We start from the raw sequence: 18,481 nt of genomic DNA on the forward strand, positions 1-18,481 counted from the left end.
GTCGGGGTGAGGGCACCAGCCCGCAGCAGAGTTTAGCGGCTAAAAAGTCTCTGAACGGCACTTTTCCCCGAAGCCGTCACCACCACCTCCCTGTACCCAGCCACCCGCTGGATCCACCCTTTGCTTTCCAGATGAATGAGCAGCGCCGCGCCCGCCTCACCGCCCAGATGAAACCGCCGCTCGCTCCAGTCCAGACAGGCGCAGCAGGCTTTTCGGCGCGGGTGAGCGCTTAACGAAACGCCGAGCGTCAGGAACTGCTCGCGGCCATACGGCGTGAGCGCTGAACCGTCTGCCTCCAGCCAGCCTTCCGCCTGCATAAAATCGTAGATTTGCACCGCAACCCTTCCGGCAAGATGGTCGTAGCAGGTTCGGGCCTCGCGCATGGCTTTCGGCGCGCTTGTTTCCGGCGGGGTGATGCGGCTCCAGGAGAGCCCCATCATCTGCTCCACCAGCGCCGCCACGTCGTGCCCCGCCAGACGATAATAGCGGTGCCGCCCCTGCGACAGGCAGGTAACCAATTGCCCTTCCACCAGCCGGGCGAGATGGCCGCTGGCGGTCGACGGCGCAACGTCTGCCGCCGCGCTCAGCTCGGTGGCGGTCCACGCCCGCCCGTCCATCAGCGCGCACAGCATCTTTACGCGCGACGGATCGGCCATTGCGGCAGCCACCGCGGCAATGGCCTGTTCCAGCGCCGCGCCGTTATCAGGAGGTAGGCTCGTTTTTAACATGTGTCGCCCAGGGTTCGGTGATCTCTGCGGCCAGCTTATCATCATCCGTCAGCAGAATGAGTTGAACGTCATACATCCGCGTGCCCTCCGGTTTCGGAACTGTACTCCCGCACCAGCTGCGCCACCCGAATGCGGTAGTACGCGAAAATCGACTCCCGCCCTTCGGCCTGCGCCGCCTGATGGAATACGTTCTGCTTCCAGCGGCGGACGGCCTCTTCATCCCGCCACCAGGAAAGCGACAAGATTTTGCCGTCGGTCGTCAGGCTCTGGAACCGTTCGATATCGATAAAGCCGTCGATGTCCGCCAGCAAAGGTTTGAGTTCGGCAGCGAGCTGCAGGTAGCGCGCCTGATGGGCGGGCGCGGCTTTGGCTTCGAAAATGACTGCAATCATGATGGTCTCTACGTAGTGATGTTGGGGAGATAATGCAGGGTAGAGAGGAACGATGCTTCGGCAAAGAGCGAAGTGTTGTGCCGGATGGCGCTGCGCTTATCCGGCCTGTGGGATGATGTAGGCCCGGTAAGCGCAGCGCCACCGGGCAGGTTTTAGCTTAGAATCGACCTGGGCTCCATAAACGCCCGAATTCCCCACTCGCCCATCTCGCGCCCCACGCCGGAGTGCTTAAACCCGCCGAACGGCGCCTTCGGCTCATGGGCAAGGGTATTCACCAGCACGCGACCGGAAACAATCTGCTGCGCCACGCGTCGCGCGCGGTTCGCATCGCCGCCCAGCACCATCGCGCTCAGTCCGTAGTCGGTATCATTGGCAATGGCGACAGCCTCCGCCTCGTCACGATAAGGGATCGCGCACAGCACCGGGCCGAAAATCTCATCACGGGCGACCGTCATCTGGTTGTTCACGTCGGCAAACAGCGTAGGGCGCACAAACCAGCCGTCTCGCGTGCCGTCTGGTCTCCCTTCACCACCCGCCAGCAGGCGCGCTCCCTCTTCGATTCCTTTACGGATATAGCCCTGCACCCGCTGCCACTGCTTTTCGCTGACCATCGGGCCGACGTCCGTCGCGCTATCGCGCGGATCGCCCGATTTCACCGCCGCCACGGCCTGCGCCAATGCGGCTTCGATCTCCGCATTGCGCGCCTGCGGCACCAGAATGCGCGTTCCGGCCACGCACGCCTGCCCGCTGTTCATAAATCCGGCCTGAATCACCAGCGGGATCGCCTGCGCCAGATCCACATCATCCAGCAGGATCGTCGGCGATTTACCGCCTAACTCCAGGGTAACGCGCTTAAAGCTCTCCGCCGCGTTGCGCAGGATCGCCTTGCCGGTATTCGTCGAGCCGGTAAACGAGATTTTTGCCACGTCGGGATGACGGCTGATGGTTTCACCGACGGTTTCGCCGCGTCCGGTGACGATGTTAAACACGCCCGCCGGCAGCGCGGCATCGCGCAGCGCTTCGGTGACAATCCGGGTTTGCAGGGCGCTCATTTCGCTCGGCTTGATGACGGCCGTACAGCCCGCAGCCAGCGCGGCCGCCAGCTTGCCGCAGATAAACCCCGCGTCGCTGTTCCACGGCGTGATGAGCCCGGCCACGCCAAGCGGCGTCATCTGCACCGTCGCTGCGCCTGCGGGGGTGATAAATTCAAACGCCTCCAGCGCCTCAATGGCCTGAGCAATCACCTCCGCCGGATAGCTAGCCATCCACGCAGAGCGCGAGGCGGGCGCGCCGTACTCTTCAATGACCGCTTCCAGCAGATCGTCGTGACGGGCGGCCACGGCGGCGTGCATACGTTTTAGCGCCGCGAGGCGTTCCTGTTTAGTGGTCTGCGACCACGCCGGGAACACCGCTTTCGCCGCCGCAACGGCACGCTCCGCGTCAATCTCATCCGCCAGACGAACCTGGCCGATGACCTGCGCCGTCGCCGGGTTGTACAAATCAAACCACTCGTTGCCGTGCGGGGTAACAAATTCGCCATTAATAAAGATCTGTTCGATGGTGTGCATATAAACCTCCTCAGGCTGTGTGAGCACAGTCTGTCACGGCTTCTCTGTTGCGATAATCCACGCTATGCTGCAAGGGTTGTTTCGATTTTCAGGATAATCTATGCATCGTTCAGGTCTGACAGAGCTGGAAGTGGTGATGGCGGTCGTGCGACGCGGCAGCTTTCGCGCCGCCGCGCAGGAGCTGGGCATGTCAGCCACGGCGGTAAGCAACGCCATCGCCGGGCTGGAGAGCCGCCTTGATACCCGCCTCTTTAACCGCACCACCCGCAGCGTGGCGCTCACCGACGCCGGACAGCGCTATGTGGCGCGTATCGGCCCGGCCCTGCAGGAGATCCGTCTCGCCAGCGAGGAGATCCACAGCGACACCGGGGAACCCGCCGGCACGCTGCGTCTGAACGTGCCGAACCATATCGGCACCCTGTTTCTGGACCAGCTGCTGATCGACTTTATGATCCGCTACCCGAAGATGCGCGTAGAGACCGTCAGCGAAGCGCGAATGATCGACATCGTCGCGGAAGGCTACGACGCGGGGATCCGCCTTGAAGAGTCCGTGCCGCAGGACATGATCGCCGTGCCGCTGACCGGGGAGATCCGCCAGCTGGTTACCGCCACGCCGGACTATTTTGCCCGTCACGGCATTCCGCAGACGCCGGACGATCTGCTTTCGCATCAGGGGATCGGCATGCGTATGGCCCACGGTGGGATCTACCGCTGGGAGCTGGCGCGTCGGGGGGAAACGTACGCCCTTGCCGTGCCACCGCGCTTTGCGACGTCCGATCTTTTTGCCTCGATCCGCGCCGTAAAAGCGGGATTAGGGGTGGGATTTTTGCCGGAACTGTATATCCGTGAAGAGCTGGAGCGTGGAGAACTGGTGAGCGTCCTAAACGACTGGGCGCAGCCCTTTGCCGGACTGCGCCTGTACTACCCCGGCCATCGCCACGTTCCGCCAGGCCTGCGGGCGCTGGTGGCAACGATCCGCGAGCGCGGGATTATTCCAGGTTAGCCTTGTTCAGCCCGTAAGCCGCGTCCAGCGAGCCCGGCGCCATGCGGGAGGTGATCCCCAGACGGTTCCAGGCGTTGATCGCCACGATGGCGAAGTTCAACTCTGAAATCTCCACGTCCGAGAAGTGCTCCGCCACGCTGCGGTACAGCGCGTCGCTCACGCCGTGAACACCAATCTGGGTCAGCGCTTCGGTGAAGGCCAGCGCGGCTTTCTCGCGGGCGCTGAACAGCGGGGACTCGCGCCAGGCCGCCAGATGGTACAGGCGCAGCTCGCGCTCGCCGGCAATTTTGGCCTCTTTCGAGTGCATATCCAGGCAGAAGGTACAGCCGTTCAGCTGCGACACGCGAATGTCGATCAGGTGCTTCAGCGCCGGGTCGATGGAGGTTTTTGCCACCTCCATGCTCAGGGCGGACAGGGCGTTAGCGAGGGCAGGTGTAGCTTTATGGTGGTTGACGCGAGTGCTCATTGTCTTTCCTCTTTTTGTGCGGCATATGTCATGCGATACAGCAAATCTACGCCGTTCATGACATAGTAAAAAGATACAAAAAGCGCGAAACGAGGTAGGACATGAAGCCGGGCTATCACGAGATTTATTCCCGCTATCGCGACAACATCACGCGCGGCGTGCTGAAGCCGGGCGATAAGGTGCCCGCCATCCGCGTGCTGGCGGAAGAGCTGAAGGTGGCGCGTAAAACCGTCGAAACGGCGTACGCCATTCTGACGGGCGAAGGGTATCTGGTGAGCCAGGGCGCACGCGGCACGCGGGTGAACCCCGATTTACTGTTGCCGGATAACAATGCCCCTGCGGAACAGACCACCGGCACGCTTCCGGCATCCCTCATCAGCCAGCGCGAGCGGGCGGGGTTTCTGCGCCCCGGCATTCCCGCCCTCGACAGCTTTCCGTATAAAAAATGGCTGCTGCTGGCGGGCCAGGCGACGCGCGCCATGCGTCAGGAGGAGATGCTCAACCCGCCCGTTCTGGGCTGGTATCCGCTGCGCCAGGCCATCGCCAGCTATCTCAACATCTCGCGCGGCTTGTCCTGCAGCGCCGAACAGGTGCTGATCACCAGCGGCTACAGCGGCAGCCTGCGGCTGATCCTCGACACCCTTGCCAGCCGCAGCGACAAGGTGGTGTTTGAAGATCCGGGCTATTTTATGGGCCAGCAGCTGCTCAAGCGGATCGTGCCGCGCCTGCACACGGTGCCGGTCGACCGTTCAGGTATCGATACGGATTATCTGCTCCGTCACCACCGCGACGCCCGTTTTGCCATCGTCACCCCGTCGCACCAGAGCCCGCTGGCGGTCACCCTCTCGCTGCCGCGCAAGCAGCAGCTGCTCGACTGGGCCAGCCAGAACGAGGCGTGGATCATCGAAGACGATTACGACGGTGAGTTTCACTACACCCGCAAGGTGCTGCCGTCGCTGAAAAGCCTCGACCAGCACGACCGGGTGATTTTTATGGGCACCTTCAGTAAAACCATCATGCCGTCGCTGCGCACTGGCTACGTGGTGATGCCCGCCAGCACCGTCGGGGCCTTTACCGACTGCGCGGACATTACCACCAGCGGCCAGCCGGTGCTGACGCAAAAGATCCTCACCGCGTTTCTCAACGAAGGGCATTTTTTCCGTCACCTGAAAAAGATGCGCGCGCTGTATCAAACCCGCCGCGACTGGATGATTGCCGCCCTGCGCGAGGTGTATGGCGATCTGTTTTTCACCGAGCAAAATGACGGCGGGATGCATATCGTGGCGTTCCTGACCAGAGGAAGCGGTGACCGGGAGATCGCCCGTTGCTGGCAGGAACAGCAGCTGCAGGTGAATGCGCTTTCGGAGTGGTATCGCGGCTCGGGCAAACGCTACGGGCTGGTGATGGGCTATAACAACGTGCGGTCATATGAAGAGGCGCTGGCGTTGCTGGAGAGGCCGAAGCGGCAGACGCTTGCGCTGTTGAGCTGAAATCGCCGGGTGGCGGCTACGCCTTACCCGGCCTACGGTTTAAACATCATTGCGGGATAAACCAACGTCCTTGAGCTGCTCGTCGCTCATCTGGCTCAGGATGCGGCGAGTGCGGTTGATGCGATACCAGTTGCAGATCGTTTTGCCGATCCAGACAAACACGACGAACGGACGTTTTGAACGATTCTCATAGAATTCCATGATGCTCTCCTCACTGTACCAGTGGGGTTATCATCCTGGAAATCGGCCTGTGCAATACAGACTCAAAAACACCTTTTGTTTAACATACAGATCCGCTAAAACAGTATCTGCATGCCAATTTTTACGGCAATCTGTACTGGTTTTGTAATCTGTATGGTGAAAACAAAGGATACAGCATGACGCGCTATCAACATCTCGCCAACCTTCTGGCAGAACGTATTGAACAAGGGCTGTATCGCAGCGGCGAACGTCTGCCGTCGGTGCGCACGCTGAGCCAGGAGCACGGCGTGAGCATCAGCACCATACAGCAGGCCTATCAGATCCTCGAAAATCTCCAGCTGATCACCCCTCAGCCGCGCTCCGGCTATTTTGTCTCGCAGCGCAAGGCCCAGCCGCCGGTTCCGGCCATGACGCGCCCGGTGCAGCGCCCCGTGGACGTCACCCAGTGGGATGAGGTGATGATGCTGCTGGACGCCCGCGCCGACAAAGAGATGATCTCCTTCGGCGGCGGCTCGCCGGATATTAACCAGCCGAGCCTGAAGCCCCTGTGGCGCGAGATGAGCCGCATCGCGCAGCATAATCCTGCCGAGATGCTGAGCTATGACGTGCTCGACGGCCGCCTGGAGCTGCGCGAGCAGATCGCCCGCCTGATGCTGGACGGCGGATCCACCGTGGCGGCGAACGAGATTGTCATCACCAACGGCTGCCACGGCGCGCTGTCGATTGCCCTGCTCTCGGTGTGCAAGCCGGGGGATATCGTGGCGGTGGAGTCGCCGTCGTTTCACGGCACCATGCAGATGCTGCGCGGGTTTGACATCAAGGCGATTGAAATTCCTACCGATCCCGAGACCGGGATCAGCATCGAGGCGTTAGAGCTGGCGCTGGAGCAGTGGCCGATCAAGGCCGTGATTCTGGTGCCCAACTGCAATAACCCGCTCGGGTTTATCATGCCGGAAGCGCGGAAAAAGCAGGTCTTAGCCCTGGCCCAGCGGCACGATATCGTGATTGTGGAGGACGATATTTACGGCGAGCTGGCGGCGGAGTACCCGCGCCCGCGCACCATTCATTCGATGGATATCGACGGCCGCGTGATCCTCTGCAGCTCGTTTACCAAAACCGTGGCGCCGGGCCTGCGCGTCGGCTGGATTGTGCCGGGGCGCTATTACGACCGGGTGATGCACATGAAATACGCCGCGGGCGGGTTTAACGTGCCGGGCACGCAGATGGCGGTGGCGGCGTTTATTCGCGACGGCCATTACCATCGCCACGTGCGTCGTATGCGCCAGATTTATCAGCAGAATATGGAAACCTACACCTGCTGGGTGCGGCAGTATTTTCCGGCAGAGATTTGCGTCACGCGCCCGCAGGGCAGCTTCCTGCTGTGGATTGAGCTGCCGGAAAAGGTCGACATGGTGTGCGTCAGCAAGCAGCTGTGTCGGCTGAAGATCCAGGCCGCGGCCGGGTCGCTGTTTTCCGCCTCCGGGAAGTACCGCAACTGCCTGCGGATCAACGTGGCGCTGCCGCCGACGGACAAAAATCGCGAGGCGTTGAAGAAGATGGGTGAAGCGATTGTGATTGCGATGGAAGAGTAGTGCGGCCTGATACCCTCACCCCGACCCTCTCCCACAGGGAGAGGGAGAAAACCGATCCTGTAGGCCCGGTAAGCGCAGCGCCACCGGGCAACAGGCAGGTTACTCGTCGAAGTACCAGTATCCCTGGTTAATCAGCCCGGTGAGCTCTTCAACAAACGCCGGGTTTTTCAGCGCATCGCCCAGCTCGGCCTGACCGAGTTCGGTGTAGCGGCACAGCGCATCCGCCGCTTTCGCGTCTACCGTCTCCAGCTGTTCGCTGTTGATAAAGAAGCTGCCGTTGACGTTCAGCACGCGCAGGCCGCTCAGGCGAGACAGCGTTTCGCCGCCCTGCAGCGCGTCCAGCACCTCTTCCGGCGCGTACGGCGGCTCGGCGGTCGCGATATCCAGCTCGTGGCGCGGCGTAGAGACAAAGCTGCCGAACCATTTTGTGAAATCATCCGGCTTGCTAATCATATCGAACATCATCTGGCGAATGCGATCGAGTTCGTACTGCTCCACGCGGCCAGGGTGTTCGCGACAGGTCAGATCCGGATCGCTGTAGTGCTCGCCGCCCAGATCGTTTTCCAGCGCATAATCGGCGAAGCTGCTGATCAGATCGCGACCGTTCGGCCCGCGGAAACCGACCGAGTAGTTGAGCGCCGTCTCATGGGTAAAACCGTCGTGCGGGAATCCAGGCGGGATGTAGAGGATATCGCCCGGGGCCAGATCTTCGTCGATGATCGGCTCGAACGGATCGACGTGCAGCAGCGCCGGATGCGGGCAGAACTGACGCATCGGCAGCTTGTCGCCGACGCGCCAGCGGCGGCTGCCCATCCCCTGAATGATGAATACGTCGTACTGATCGATATGCGGGCCCACGCCGCCGCCCGGCACGGAGAAGGAGATCATCAGGTCATCCAGACGCCAGTCCGGCAGGACGCGGAACGGACGCACCAGCTCCGCGGCGGGCATGTGCCAGTGGTTCACCGCCTGCGCCAGCAGCGACCAGCCGGTTTCTCCCAGATCGTCAAAGTGCTCAAACGGACCATTGCTGGCCTGCCATTTGCCATTGAAATGGCTCACCAGACGGCTATCGACTTCCGGCTCCATCGCCAGCCCTGCCAGCTCGTCCGGGGTAATCGGGTCGACAAAATTCGGGAAGGCATTTTTCAGCACTACGGGTTGTTTTTGCCAGTATTTCTCAAGAAATTCCGGCCAGTTCAGGTTCAGTTGATACGCCATGGGTAGCACCAGTGAGAGGGGAAACAGGCGCGATTATGGTGGAGAGCGTGGAGGGCTGCTTTGTCGTGGGTCAAGCGCAGATGATTTGCCTGCCACGCGCGTGTTGGCAATGATTAAACCTGGTCATTAGGTGAAGTAGTATTAAAGTAAAACTTAAATGATACTTTTTCCTGAACCTTTTCCCCCGTCCGACGTTTACTTTTACTCAAGGCATCTTACCTCTTAAAACTGGTAGTTTTTTAATTTTAAGAACAAGATTAGCATTAGAGATTGTCATTCTTTATATTTAGCTCTAAGCTATTTTCTTTTGCATACCTGGCTCATTAAAGGCAATGATTAGAATCACAAGGACTGTTGAAAGCGAACATTGCTTACAAGAATATATTTCAACGTTTTCTGCCTTAAATAATCTTATTGACCGACACCTTTCTAAAACTTATCTCAATCTTTTTGCCCGCCCTCAGCAGGCTGAAGATGGTGCGGTTGAATGGTATAGCGAAATAAATGGTAAACCCCAACGCTTTAACGCTTTAAACGTCGTTGAGCGAGACAAAATCGCCATACTCCTCTCACAAAAGCTGGCGGCACTCACTCAACTTCATCAAACACTCTCGACTAGCGCGCAGACTTCTCCCGAAACACTGCAGTTACTGGCAAAAATAGCCAGACAGCCCTCACCAGAAAGAATATGGATCGTTGACGGTCAGCCTGTGATTACAGGCTGGGACATCATGCCTGAAACTAAGTTGCCGGCAGAACCGCTGGCTAAAAAGCGTGGGTGGTTATGGCTGGGGCTTTTAGCACTGGCTCTGCTTCTGGCTCTTGTTCTCCTGCGCGGCTGCTGGCCGACTGTCAAAGTAGCCACTCCTGCCGTTTCTCCCGTCCAGCCAGCCCCTGAGCATCAGGTCAAAATGCTCTGCCCGGCACAGCGGACAAAACAGCAGGCACCTGAAATGGTTATTATTTTTGATGCTTCTGGCTCTATGGCCATGAGCATGGATGCCACACCAGAAGAGATAATGCGGTGGATGCAGGATAAACCTGTACCCGGTATCGATCGTGAACCTCGTCGCATTACGCTCGCGCATCAATCCGCTAAACACATTATCGATGACGTGCCAAATGACATGGACATTAGCCTTATTGCCGCAGCTAATTGCCACCAGGTGAACGCAACTCCGGCTTTCCTGCCGGAACAACGCGCTGAGCTAAAAAAGTTAATTGATAAAATCCAGCCGGTGGGTAAAACCGCTCTGGCAGAGGCGTTAGAAGAGGCGGGGAAACGAGTTAATGGCGTTGACCGTGATGCCATAATTCTACTGGTGACGGACGGGGAAGAGACATGCGGAGGCTCGCCTTGCGATGTCGCGCTTGAGCTAAAAAAACGTAAGCCCCGATTACAGGTCAATGTTGTCGATATCATGAATACCGGCGCCGGAAACTGTATTGCCAGCAATACAGGTGGAAAGGTATTTGCTGTCAATAATACGCAGGAGTTTAATAAGATGATGAACAACGCCGTGAAGGAATATATACCGCAGGGTTGTGATTAACACATTAGAGAAAATGAATACATTGCCAGAAATATAGTTTCACAGCGAAACTTTTTTTGCGGCAATCGGATAGGCGCACGTCCCAATAATAAGTTTAGTTTAGGTCTAAACGTTTTCGGCCATTTGCCGATAATACTCAATATTTTGTTGCCATAAACAATTGACGCAGATTACCCGGCGTATTTGCGGCGTCCTTTTCCACAGTGGAACTTGCTTTCACTTGTTCGTTTAACAGCAAAGGCATGCAGCGTGAAAGAAATTTTTCTATGCAGTGACAAGCTCGATAAATATCAGTCGATGGGTGAGAATGGACAGGCAGTATATATTTCCGCATTACAGCTGCGTGAAACCCTACGACTTAGAAAACAAACGGCGGTTGCTGACACTTTAGCCATCCCGCAAATCAGCGAGCATGGCGATCGAATCGACTGGTATGCCCCGCTGGCCGGTGACGTTATTCCATGGACGGCCGCAACGGAAGCTGAGCGCCAGGCCGCGCTCGCACAACTCGAAACCACCCATGCAGCGTTTCGCCAGATAAGTAATGAATTTGCCCAAAGCCAGCAGCCGGAACGCCGGCTCTTTGGGAAATTACTTGAAAAAGCGATGCAATTCCCCGATCAGCAGCACGTGTGGCTGGTAGGTGGAAAGCCAGTCATCAGTTTTTGGGGATTTGTGAACGCCACTAACCAGGCCCGCATCGAGCCGTTAGACTGTTTGCGTCCAATATCTACAGCCTTGCCTCCGCAATCAGCCAGTATTGAACCGGTGATACCAGAACGCACTTTCACGCATCAAAGGCCCGCCAAAGGACGCTGGTGGTTGCTCTTACCCGCATGGTTGCGTTGGCTACTGCCGCTACTTCTGTTACTCTTTTTAGCACTACTGTTCTTACGGGGTTGCATGCCAGGCATAACGATACCTGGTATTTCATCTTCCGTACCCGCTTTGCCCGCGCCCCACCTTCCAACAGCCGAATCTCTTGCGCCGTCGTCAAGGGCCATCATCAGCACAACAACGTCTAAGGCGAACCTGCATTCGACAACGGGCAGTGAGATTTTAAGCACCACGGGCACTTCACTCACAACGTCACAAGAGCAATCAGCATTACAAACGCCGTCACAAAGCGCAGCAGCAACGGCATCTGCTGTGGATCCTGCGTCAGCCACGAATAGCCCTCATCCCGGCGGAACAGCACCTGCTCTCGAAGAGCCATCGGCCAATACCTCAACTGGCGCTAAAGTCCCGTTGACCCTGCCCGCATCTTCACTGGCCCAAGGAAACACCCGTTTTCTGGACGGGAACTGGCACGCAGGGGCTGGTATTCAGGACCAACGCACAGGAAAGCCCCTTAGTCTGAGTTACCAAATCAATGACGGTAAGGGCGAAGTACAGATGATCCGTGGCGACGGTGTGACCTGTCGTGGCGCGGTCAACGCGGCTATTCAGTCAGGTCATCTCGCCATTAACAATCAGGGAGAAGCACTGTGCTCCGATGGCTCACGCTACCAAATGCCAGAAATTCTGTGTGCTCCCGGCGCGCAAAACATTGCGGATTGCAAAGGCCGTTACGACGCCAAAACACTTTTCCCTATTTCGATGAAGCAGGAGGCAAGTCAGTAAATGCTCGCTGAACTCACTGATTTTAAAAAACAGGTCAAACTTATTCGCGACAGCGGGATCCAGTTCCTTGATTTCGCCTTTACCCTGCCAACGCGTAAAGAATATGGGGAATTTCTTCGTCAACAGGGCGACGAGGCTATTATGCGGCTTATCTATAATGAGAGGGAAGATAAGCTGCAGATCCCTCAGCCTGACAGCGAACCTCCTCGCTACGCAGACTCCGACTACACATTGACGACCGAAGAGTCGCTACGCCTCTATCGCGGCCTCTGGTTACCGCTGCCATTTTTCCGCTTCAACCCGCCACGAGCCTTTGCTCACGGGCCGTATAACTGGTCACGCGTCCAGTTCCATGAGCTGCCTGAGCCGGATGAAAAGGGCAATACCTGGCGCGCTACTCTGATTTTTGATACCAAAATTTTCCCGGATCGCGAGAATACGCAGTATCTCGCACCGGGCGAGGATGATATCCGTTCAGGGGCGGGATTTGCTCTGGCACGCCATCCTCACGAGATGGGGGAGTTTCTCTCACTGCCATGGGTGAATGAATGGCTACGGGAAATTTTCAGTACTCAGGCTCGCGAAGTATTACGCCAACATATTGATGACATTGATGAACAACTACTGCAGAAGGAACATCAGGCGCATTATCTTAACCTGCTGCATGTCCTGGCGACGACGATTGTCGTTCCTGAAGTACAGGTCAACGACGTAAAAATCCGGGACTCAGCGATACCTGTAGACCTCGTGCTGGACATTGGTAACTCACGTAGCTGCGGCATCCTGATCGAAGAACATCGTGACGACAATAAAGGGCTTTCTCAACTTTATCAGCTTCAGCTCCGAGATTTGAGCCAACCGCAATTTGTTTATAACGAGCCTTTTGACAGCCGTCTCGAGTTTGCCCAGGCCGAATTCGGCAAGCAGGATTTCTCGCTAAAAAGCGGGCGCAGCGATGCCTTCACATGGCCAACCATTGGACGCGTCGGCGGAGAAGCCTTCAGAATGGCGGCTCAACGCCTGGGTACCGAGGGCTCAACAGGGATCTCCAGCCCTAAACGCTACCTCTGGGACGATCAACCCTATTCACCGGGATGGCGCTTTAGCCAGGCCTTCGTGAAAAGTGACAGAGAGCCGTTAGCCACTGCAGCACCGCTGCTGTATATGGTCAACGATCAGGGGAAATTGCTCATTCGCCTGAAAAATGAAGAAGACCGTATGCCCGTCTTCACGCCGGTATACAGTCGTAGCTCGCTGATGACGATGATGTTGTCAGAGGTATTAAGCCAGGCTCTCATGCAAATCAACAGCCCTTCACAGCGGCTGAAGATGAACCACGCCAGCACACCGCGTCGTTTACGAAATGTCATTATGACTGTCCCTCCGGCGATGCCAAAGCCTGAGCGCGCTATCTTTGAGGAGAGCATGCATGACGCTATCCGCATGGTCTGGAAAGCGCTCGGCTGGGAAGAGATGGATTATGAAGGCGATGACCCGCAATGCTTGAAATACGCCCATCCAGGCGTACACGTGAAGTGGGACGAAGCCACCTGTGGGCAGTTGGTATATCTCTATAACGAAACGCAGAACTACTTTGGCGGTCGCACGGACGAATTTTTTGCAGCTACTCGCCGTCCCGATACTCAAAAGGACACCAGCGATACACGCTCATTAAAAATCGCGTCGATTGACATTGGCGGAGGAACGACCGATCTCGTCATTTCTCGCTACACGCTGGATGAAGGCCAGGGCATTAACGTCCGGATTACCCCGAAACAGCTTTTCCGTGAAGGGTTTAAGGTAGCAGGCGACGACATACTGCTGGATGTTATACGGCTTTTCCTCCAGCCAGCAGTAAAAGCGGCCATGACCAAAGTCGGCCACAGCGATCTTGCAGCCGAATCAATGATGTCACAACTGTTCGGTAGTGAATCGATCGAAGCCGGAAAACAGGTATTACGTCAGCAGCTTACATTGCAGATCTTCGCGCCTCTGGCGTTATCTATTTTGCATCGCTATGAAGAGTACTCCCCGGAAAATGGTCGGGAGATACTGAATTACACCTTCCGTGAGCTACTTGCCGATAATCTTCCAACCGAGAAAGTACAGGATTACGTCAACGACGTTGCCCGTTCCGGACAGCTTGCGAGCGAAGTACCGTTCTCCATTCTGGATGTACCGCTGGAGTTGGATCTTGCGCGTCTGCACAATGAATTTATCGACCCTCGCAGCGGGCGAATGAACATTTGCCACAGCCTGCGCGCGTTGTGCGAAGTGCTTTGGCACTACAACTGCGATGTATTACTTTTAACCGGTCGTCCATCCCGCCTGCCGGGAATTCAAGCGCTCATTCGCCAGCTTCAACCTGTTCCCCCTTCTCGCGTGCTGCCACTCCACGGTTATGAAACCGGTGGCTGGTATCCGTTTAACAAAAAAGGATGCATTGACGATCCGAAATCGACAGCCGTTGTGGGGGCGATGCTGTGCCTGTTAGCGGAGAAATCCAGGCTCAACAACTTCTTCTTCCGCACTGCGAACTTTAAGCCTTATTCAACCATCCGCTATGTCGGGATGCTTGATGGAAACAATGTGATTAAAGACAGCAATGTCGCCTATCGCGACGTTGATTTGGACTCCGCTGATTTCCAGTTACCGGAAGGGAAAGGCTTTGAAGCACGGGGGGAAGTGCGTATCGGTTTCCGCCAGCTTGATAACGAACGCTGGCCATCGACCGCACTTTACACCCTAAAAATTACCAGTGCGAACCTGGCAAGCGAGCTGTCGGGTGATGCTGTAATAAGCATCGGTTTAACCGCAGAACAGGGACGTGGACGTAGTAGCGAAGAACCGGTCAGTCCGGAGCGCTTCCAGATTGGCTCGATGGAAATGAAAAACGCACAGCGCGGTTATGGTCGTAGAGATGTTGCATTCCAGTTGAACACAATGGTCGGTAATGGGCTGAGTGAAACCCATTACTGGCTGGATAGCGGGAGTATTAAAAGCTAATGAGCACTATTCATCCCAACACCATTATCCAGGGCTGGAATGGCGTCGAACAAGGTGCAGGCCGGGCCATTGACTGGATCGCAAGCGTTCGTCAGGACGCGCCGCGCCTGAACACTGAAGCCGATCGCCTGACCATGAACTTGCGCCGCAGCCGTAACAAAGCACGCAGATTGGCGCAGGCCGCAGCGAAACCGATGACAATCGGCTTCTTTGGCTTGTCGCAGGCAGGCAAATCGTATCTCATTTCCGCGCTGGCTGCGGGTGAAAACGGAAAGCTGGAAACACGCCTCGGCGGCAATCAGCTCGATTTTCTGACCCACATCAACCCGCCTGGCGGCGGCAAAGAGGCGACGGGTCTTGTTACCCGGTTTAGCCGCAGTGCTCAGAGCTCAGACGACCGCTGGCCTGTCACGTTACAGCTCTTCAACGAAGTGGAAATGGGGAAGATCCTCGCCAACGCATTCATCCATGACTTCAACCAGGAAAAATTTGACTGGCAGTTCGATGAAAAACGCATCAGCGATCTGTTAACGTCCCTGTCGAAACGACGCCTGACCTCCCGCAGCCCTGGCGTGACCGAAGATGACGTAGTTTCTTTTTGGGATTACCTCATCCGCCATGCTGAGAAAACGCAAAGCCGTTTTGCCCTGACCTACTGGCCACAGGCAGTAAGCCTCGCACCATGGCTTTCTGTTGAAGATCGCGGCCAGCTTTTCTCCGTTTTATGGGGCGAAGTACCAGAACTAACCAATGCCTATATCCGTTTTGCCAACACGCTACAGCGTCTCGGTGGAGTGCAGGAGCTGCGTGCCCCACTGAGCACGCTGGTTCGTAACGAAAACGGCCTGCTTATCCAGCGGGATAGCATCATGAACGTCGATATGCTGGAGCGGCTGAATACCCCGTCGGATCAGACTATTGAAGTCTGTCCTGTGGTAAATGGGCAAACGGGTGCGTCTATTTCGCTATCGCTGGCAGAGCTCACTGCGCTTACCGTTGAATTGCATATCCCGTTAATGGCTCCGCCTCGCGAAACAATCTTCGAAGCCGTCGACTTGCTTGATTTCCCGGGTTATCGCGGCCGTCTGGCGGTGGAGTCCATGAGTGATGTCACTCGCGAGGTTAAAAATGCAGAGAGCAACCCGCTAGCGCAGTTAATTTTGCGCGGAAAAGTGGCCTATCTTTTTGAACGTTACACCGAAAACCAGGAGATGAATGTCCTGGTGGTGTGTACGGCCTCAACAAAACAGTCTGATGTCAAAGAAGTGGGCGGCGTTCTGGACGAGTGGATCCGTTACACCCAGGGCGCCGATGCCGACGCGCGTGGTCGTCGCTTACCTGGCCTAGTCTGGGCATTAACCATGTTTGATCTGCGCATTAGCCAAAACCTTTCCCATGACGAAGCACTTCTTCGCCAGTCCTGGGGGCTTGGCGGGATGATCAAAATGGCGATGACCGAGCGTTTTGGCCAGTACAAATGGATGCAGGAATGGAGCCAGGGCCAGGCGTTCAATAACACGTTCCTGGTACGCAAACCGCGCCAGCAAACGCCCTTTATCCGCATGAACGCAGGTAGTGAAGCGGCTTTCAACGACGACAATGGCGGGCAGCTCGCACTGATGCGGAAAACCTTCCTTGAAGATGAAGCTGTCGCTCGCTACATCGCGAACCCTGCTGAAGCCTGGGATGCGATGCTCACCCTCAACGACGGTGGTATGCGCCGAATGGCCGATTATCTGGCCCGCGTCGCCCGTCCTGAACTGAAACTGGAGCGGATCGCAGAACAGCTCGACGAGATCCGCCACGAACTGGTCGAAGGGGGACTGGGGAACTGGTACCAGCCGGACGGCGAAGAAGAGCTGTCCAGAAAATCCCGAATTGCGCAAGAGATCCTTGCCACCCTGAAAAAACGCAGCGGCATGCACGGCGAACTGCTGGCGCGGTTGGTTCCGGCACGCCGCGATCTCCATGCACTTTACATGCAGCAAACGACCCTGTCTGCGCATGAAGCAGAAGAAGAAGATGCAGGATTCTTTGATATCGGTGTGGAAGATGCTTTCGAAAGCAGCGCAACTGCGGTGACGACGCACAGCCATGAGATCGCTTTCGCGCACCAGAGCGTTCAGCTCTGGATTAACCATCTGCGCGGCCTGCCTGAAACCGCCGCCATGCTCAACTACATCAGTCTTCCGCGCCCGATTGCCGAAGCGCTGGTAGACGAATTGATCACGGGGTTATTGCGTTCACGTGTCGAGGACGTGCTGGTCAATGCAATGAAAAATACCGAGCAGGCTGGCGTTCGTCGCGAACGTATGGTCGAGCGTCAGGTTTCACGCGTGCTTCACGTGATGAGCGATTTCATCACCTGGCTGGGCTATCAAAATATGCCGGAATCGAAACGCCCGGCCCGTCTCAACCAGCCCGAACAGCCGATCTTTACCCGTCCACCAACGTGCGACAGCGTGGTCTGGAAAGGTGATGAACGCCTGGCACGCCTGACGCCGCAACAGCTGAACTACAGTGCCTTCTTTATCATCGACTGGCTGGTTGGACTGGAAGCACTCATTACCGAAAACGCAGGTCATTCTGCCGGACGCGAGATTAGCGTCGCGCAGAACGAAAATCTGGGCGTCATTCTCCGCCAGATTAAATTGGCAAAGGAGTAACTGGACGTGATCAAACCTGAACTTAAGACGCTGACCCCTATACAACCAGGATTCGCATTGCTCTTGTTGAAAGGCTGGAAAGGCGATGCCGAGGGCGTCACAATCTCGGTAGTACGTAATCAGGATCGCCTGTATCTGGATAGCCACGGTGATTGGGTCAGTGGCGAGATTTTCCTCGCCCTTCCTCCACTGATACAAAATGAGGAGACGCCCTGCGTTCAGGTCGGCCCTTCTCTGATCGATCCACTACTCGCCAACCGCCAGGCGGCCTATCGCATCACCATCAAAGATGGAAGTAATAAGGATATGGGGATTCTGACCATCGCTGAAGGGCTACTCAGCTCCCAGGCCGGTGGTGAAAACCCACTCCCGGAAAATATACAGACGCTGAATGATACCCCCATCGTGCAGCCGATGTCCGTTCAAGAACCGGAACCTGTCGTTTTAGAACCTGTCGCAGAAAAGCCTGTATCTCAACAGCCGCAGAAGCCGAAAAGTAAGCTGCCGTTATTTGCGGGATTAGCCATTCTATTGCTCCTGCTGGCCGCTGCTGGGTGGTGGTTTACCCGTAAGCCAGAGCCTGCAATTCCAGCGGCACCTCCCGCGCCCGTCGCGAAAATTACCGGGCCGTGTGGTGATGAACAAATGGCGAGCGGCAATGAAATGGCGTTCGTTAAAGGGTGCCTGCGTAGCCAGCCAAGTAGTGCACAACTGCTGGACGTCATCGCAAAAGCGAAAGCGGCAAAACATTGCGATATCGCTCAGCGCCTTTACGCCTATAAAGCCCAGTCCGGCGATACGCAGATGGCCGTTCGTTATGCACAAGAATATGACCCGAAAACCGCAAAACCAGGGGGATGCTTCAATCCTGACGCAGAGACAGCGGCGTATTGGTATGAGTCGGTTGTAAATCTGGATCCGCAGAATAACGAGGCCAAAGCCCGTTTAGCTGAGCTGAAGAAATAGGATAAA

14 protein-coding genes are annotated in these 18,481 nt (G+C 56.6%); 8 read left to right on the forward strand and 6 right to left on the reverse strand.

Features of this window, described 5'->3' with window-relative positions:
- Nucleotides 1-32 precede the first annotated feature (32 nt).
- The 3 genes from SPH27_RS11715 to SPH27_RS11725 all read right to left on the reverse strand — a co-directional run bounded on the left by SPH27_RS11715 (nucleotide 33) and on the right by SPH27_RS11725 (nucleotide 2,688).
- The gene (locus SPH27_RS11715) at nucleotides 33-728 is read right to left on the reverse strand and encodes an ArsR/SmtB family transcription factor (protein WP_182072048.1); all 696 of its coding nucleotides are present in this window, start codon (nucleotides 726-728) and stop codon (nucleotides 33-35) included.
- Nucleotides 729-796: 68 nt separating this feature from the next.
- Nucleotides 797-1,120 (reverse strand): antibiotic biosynthesis monooxygenase family protein, encoded by a 324-nt coding sequence (locus tag SPH27_RS11720; protein ID WP_033144543.1) that lies wholly within the window; start codon nucleotides 1,118-1,120, stop codon nucleotides 797-799.
- 152 nt (nucleotides 1,121-1,272) lie between these two features.
- Complete coding sequence (locus SPH27_RS11725; RefSeq protein ID WP_207167923.1) at nucleotides 1,273-2,688, reverse strand: aldehyde dehydrogenase family protein; 1,416 nt, start codon at nucleotides 2,686-2,688, stop codon at nucleotides 1,273-1,275.
- 100 nt (nucleotides 2,689-2,788) lie between these two features.
- Here SPH27_RS11725 and SPH27_RS11730 point away from each other — a divergent pair, with 100 nt between their 5' ends.
- Nucleotides 2,789-3,691 (forward strand): LysR family transcriptional regulator, encoded by a 903-nt coding sequence (locus tag SPH27_RS11730; protein ID WP_033144541.1) that lies wholly within the window; start codon nucleotides 2,789-2,791, stop codon nucleotides 3,689-3,691.
- On the opposite strand, the gene SPH27_RS11735 is transcribed toward SPH27_RS11730, so the two are convergent.
- Nucleotides 3,678-4,157: a carboxymuconolactone decarboxylase family protein gene (locus SPH27_RS11735; RefSeq protein ID WP_008501331.1), complete on the reverse strand. Its 480-nt coding sequence runs from the start codon at nucleotides 4,155-4,157 to the stop codon at nucleotides 3,678-3,680. The genes SPH27_RS11730 and SPH27_RS11735 overlap by 14 nt on opposite strands.
- A gap of 101 nt (nucleotides 4,158-4,258) precedes the next feature.
- Between SPH27_RS11735 and SPH27_RS11740 the strand changes: the two genes are divergently transcribed.
- Nucleotides 4,259-5,647: a PLP-dependent aminotransferase family protein gene (locus tag SPH27_RS11740; RefSeq protein WP_182072044.1), complete on the forward strand. Its 1,389-nt coding sequence runs from the start codon at nucleotides 4,259-4,261 to the stop codon at nucleotides 5,645-5,647.
- 39 nt (nucleotides 5,648-5,686) lie between these two features.
- Here SPH27_RS11740 and SPH27_RS11745 read toward each other — a convergent pair whose 3' ends face one another.
- Nucleotides 5,687-5,848: a DUF1127 domain-containing protein gene (locus SPH27_RS11745; RefSeq protein ID WP_039260956.1), complete on the reverse strand. Its 162-nt coding sequence runs from the start codon at nucleotides 5,846-5,848 to the stop codon at nucleotides 5,687-5,689.
- Nucleotides 5,849-6,024: 176 nt separating this feature from the next.
- On the opposite strand from SPH27_RS11745, the gene SPH27_RS11750 reads away from it, so the two are divergent.
- Nucleotides 6,025-7,440, forward strand: coding sequence for a PLP-dependent aminotransferase family protein (locus tag SPH27_RS11750; RefSeq protein WP_108417186.1), 1,416 nt, complete (start codon nucleotides 6,025-6,027; stop codon nucleotides 7,438-7,440).
- Between the two features lie 99 nt (nucleotides 7,441-7,539).
- Here the strand turns inward: SPH27_RS11750 and SPH27_RS11755 are convergent, their stop codons facing one another.
- On the reverse strand, nucleotides 7,540-8,661 hold the full coding sequence (locus SPH27_RS11755) for a cupin domain-containing protein (RefSeq protein ID WP_182072042.1): 1,122 nt from the start codon (nucleotides 8,659-8,661) through the stop codon (nucleotides 7,540-7,542).
- A 332-nt stretch (nucleotides 8,662-8,993) separates the two neighbouring features.
- Between SPH27_RS11755 and SPH27_RS11760 the strand changes: the two genes are divergently transcribed.
- The 5 genes from SPH27_RS11760 (at nucleotide 8,994) to SPH27_RS11780 (ending at nucleotide 18,475) form a co-directional block, all read left to right on the forward strand.
- Nucleotides 8,994-10,214, forward strand: coding sequence for a VWA domain-containing protein (locus tag SPH27_RS11760; RefSeq protein WP_033144537.1), 1,221 nt, complete (start codon nucleotides 8,994-8,996; stop codon nucleotides 10,212-10,214).
- A gap of 249 nt (nucleotides 10,215-10,463) precedes the next feature.
- Nucleotides 10,464-11,837 (forward strand): SrfA family protein, encoded by a 1,374-nt coding sequence (locus SPH27_RS11765; RefSeq protein WP_233476975.1) that lies wholly within the window; start codon nucleotides 10,464-10,466, stop codon nucleotides 11,835-11,837.
- Entirely contained in the window at nucleotides 11,838-14,843 is a 3,006-nt protein-coding gene (locus tag SPH27_RS11770; RefSeq protein WP_182072040.1) for a virulence factor SrfB, read from the forward strand. It abuts the gene before it with no gap.
- The gene (locus SPH27_RS11775) at nucleotides 14,843-17,509 is read left to right on the forward strand and encodes a putative virulence factor (RefSeq protein WP_182072038.1); all 2,667 of its coding nucleotides are present in this window, start codon (nucleotides 14,843-14,845) and stop codon (nucleotides 17,507-17,509) included. The genes SPH27_RS11770 and SPH27_RS11775 overlap by 1 nt, the downstream gene beginning before the upstream one ends.
- A gap of 6 nt (nucleotides 17,510-17,515) precedes the next feature.
- The gene (locus SPH27_RS11780) at nucleotides 17,516-18,475 is read left to right on the forward strand and encodes a hypothetical protein (RefSeq protein WP_048980622.1); all 960 of its coding nucleotides are present in this window, start codon (nucleotides 17,516-17,518) and stop codon (nucleotides 18,473-18,475) included.
- Nucleotides 18,476-18,481: the final 6 nt, after the last annotated feature.

Origin of the sequence: Enterobacter sp. A103 (genome assembly GCF_034427535.1) — a bacterium.
Lineage (GTDB): Bacteria > Pseudomonadota > Gammaproteobacteria > Enterobacterales > Enterobacteriaceae > Enterobacter > Enterobacter asburiae_B.

Bases quoted from the DNA above. Each gene is read 5' to 3' on its own strand.
- SPH27_RS11750 (WP_108417186.1), top strand. From the start codon at position 6,025: ATGACGCGCTATCAACATCTCGCCAACCTTCTGGCAGAACGTATTGAA.
- SPH27_RS11760 (WP_033144537.1), top strand. From the start codon at position 8,994: ATGATTAGAATCACAAGGACTGTTGAAAGCGAACATTGCTTACAAGAA.
- SPH27_RS11730 (WP_033144541.1), top strand. From the start codon at position 2,789: ATGCATCGTTCAGGTCTGACAGAGCTGGAAGTGGTGATGGCGGTCGTG.
- SPH27_RS11725 (WP_207167923.1), bottom strand. From the start codon at position 2,688: ATGCACACCATCGAACAGATCTTTATTAATGGCGAATTTGTTACCCCG.
- SPH27_RS11715 (WP_182072048.1), bottom strand. From the start codon at position 728: ATGTTAAAAACGAGCCTACCTCCTGATAACGGCGCGGCGCTGGAACAG.
- SPH27_RS11740 (WP_182072044.1), top strand. From the start codon at position 4,259: ATGAAGCCGGGCTATCACGAGATTTATTCCCGCTATCGCGACAACATC.
- SPH27_RS11735 (WP_008501331.1), bottom strand. From the start codon at position 4,157: ATGAGCACTCGCGTCAACCACCATAAAGCTACACCTGCCCTCGCTAAC.
- SPH27_RS11775 (WP_182072038.1), top strand. From the start codon at position 14,843: ATGAGCACTATTCATCCCAACACCATTATCCAGGGCTGGAATGGCGTC.
- SPH27_RS11770 (WP_182072040.1), top strand. From the start codon at position 11,838: ATGCTCGCTGAACTCACTGATTTTAAAAAACAGGTCAAACTTATTCGC.
- SPH27_RS11720 (WP_033144543.1), bottom strand. From the start codon at position 1,120: ATGATTGCAGTCATTTTCGAAGCCAAAGCCGCGCCCGCCCATCAGGCG.
- SPH27_RS11745 (WP_039260956.1), bottom strand. From the start codon at position 5,848: ATGGAATTCTATGAGAATCGTTCAAAACGTCCGTTCGTCGTGTTTGTC.
- SPH27_RS11755 (WP_182072042.1), bottom strand. From the start codon at position 8,661: ATGGCGTATCAACTGAACCTGAACTGGCCGGAATTTCTTGAGAAATAC.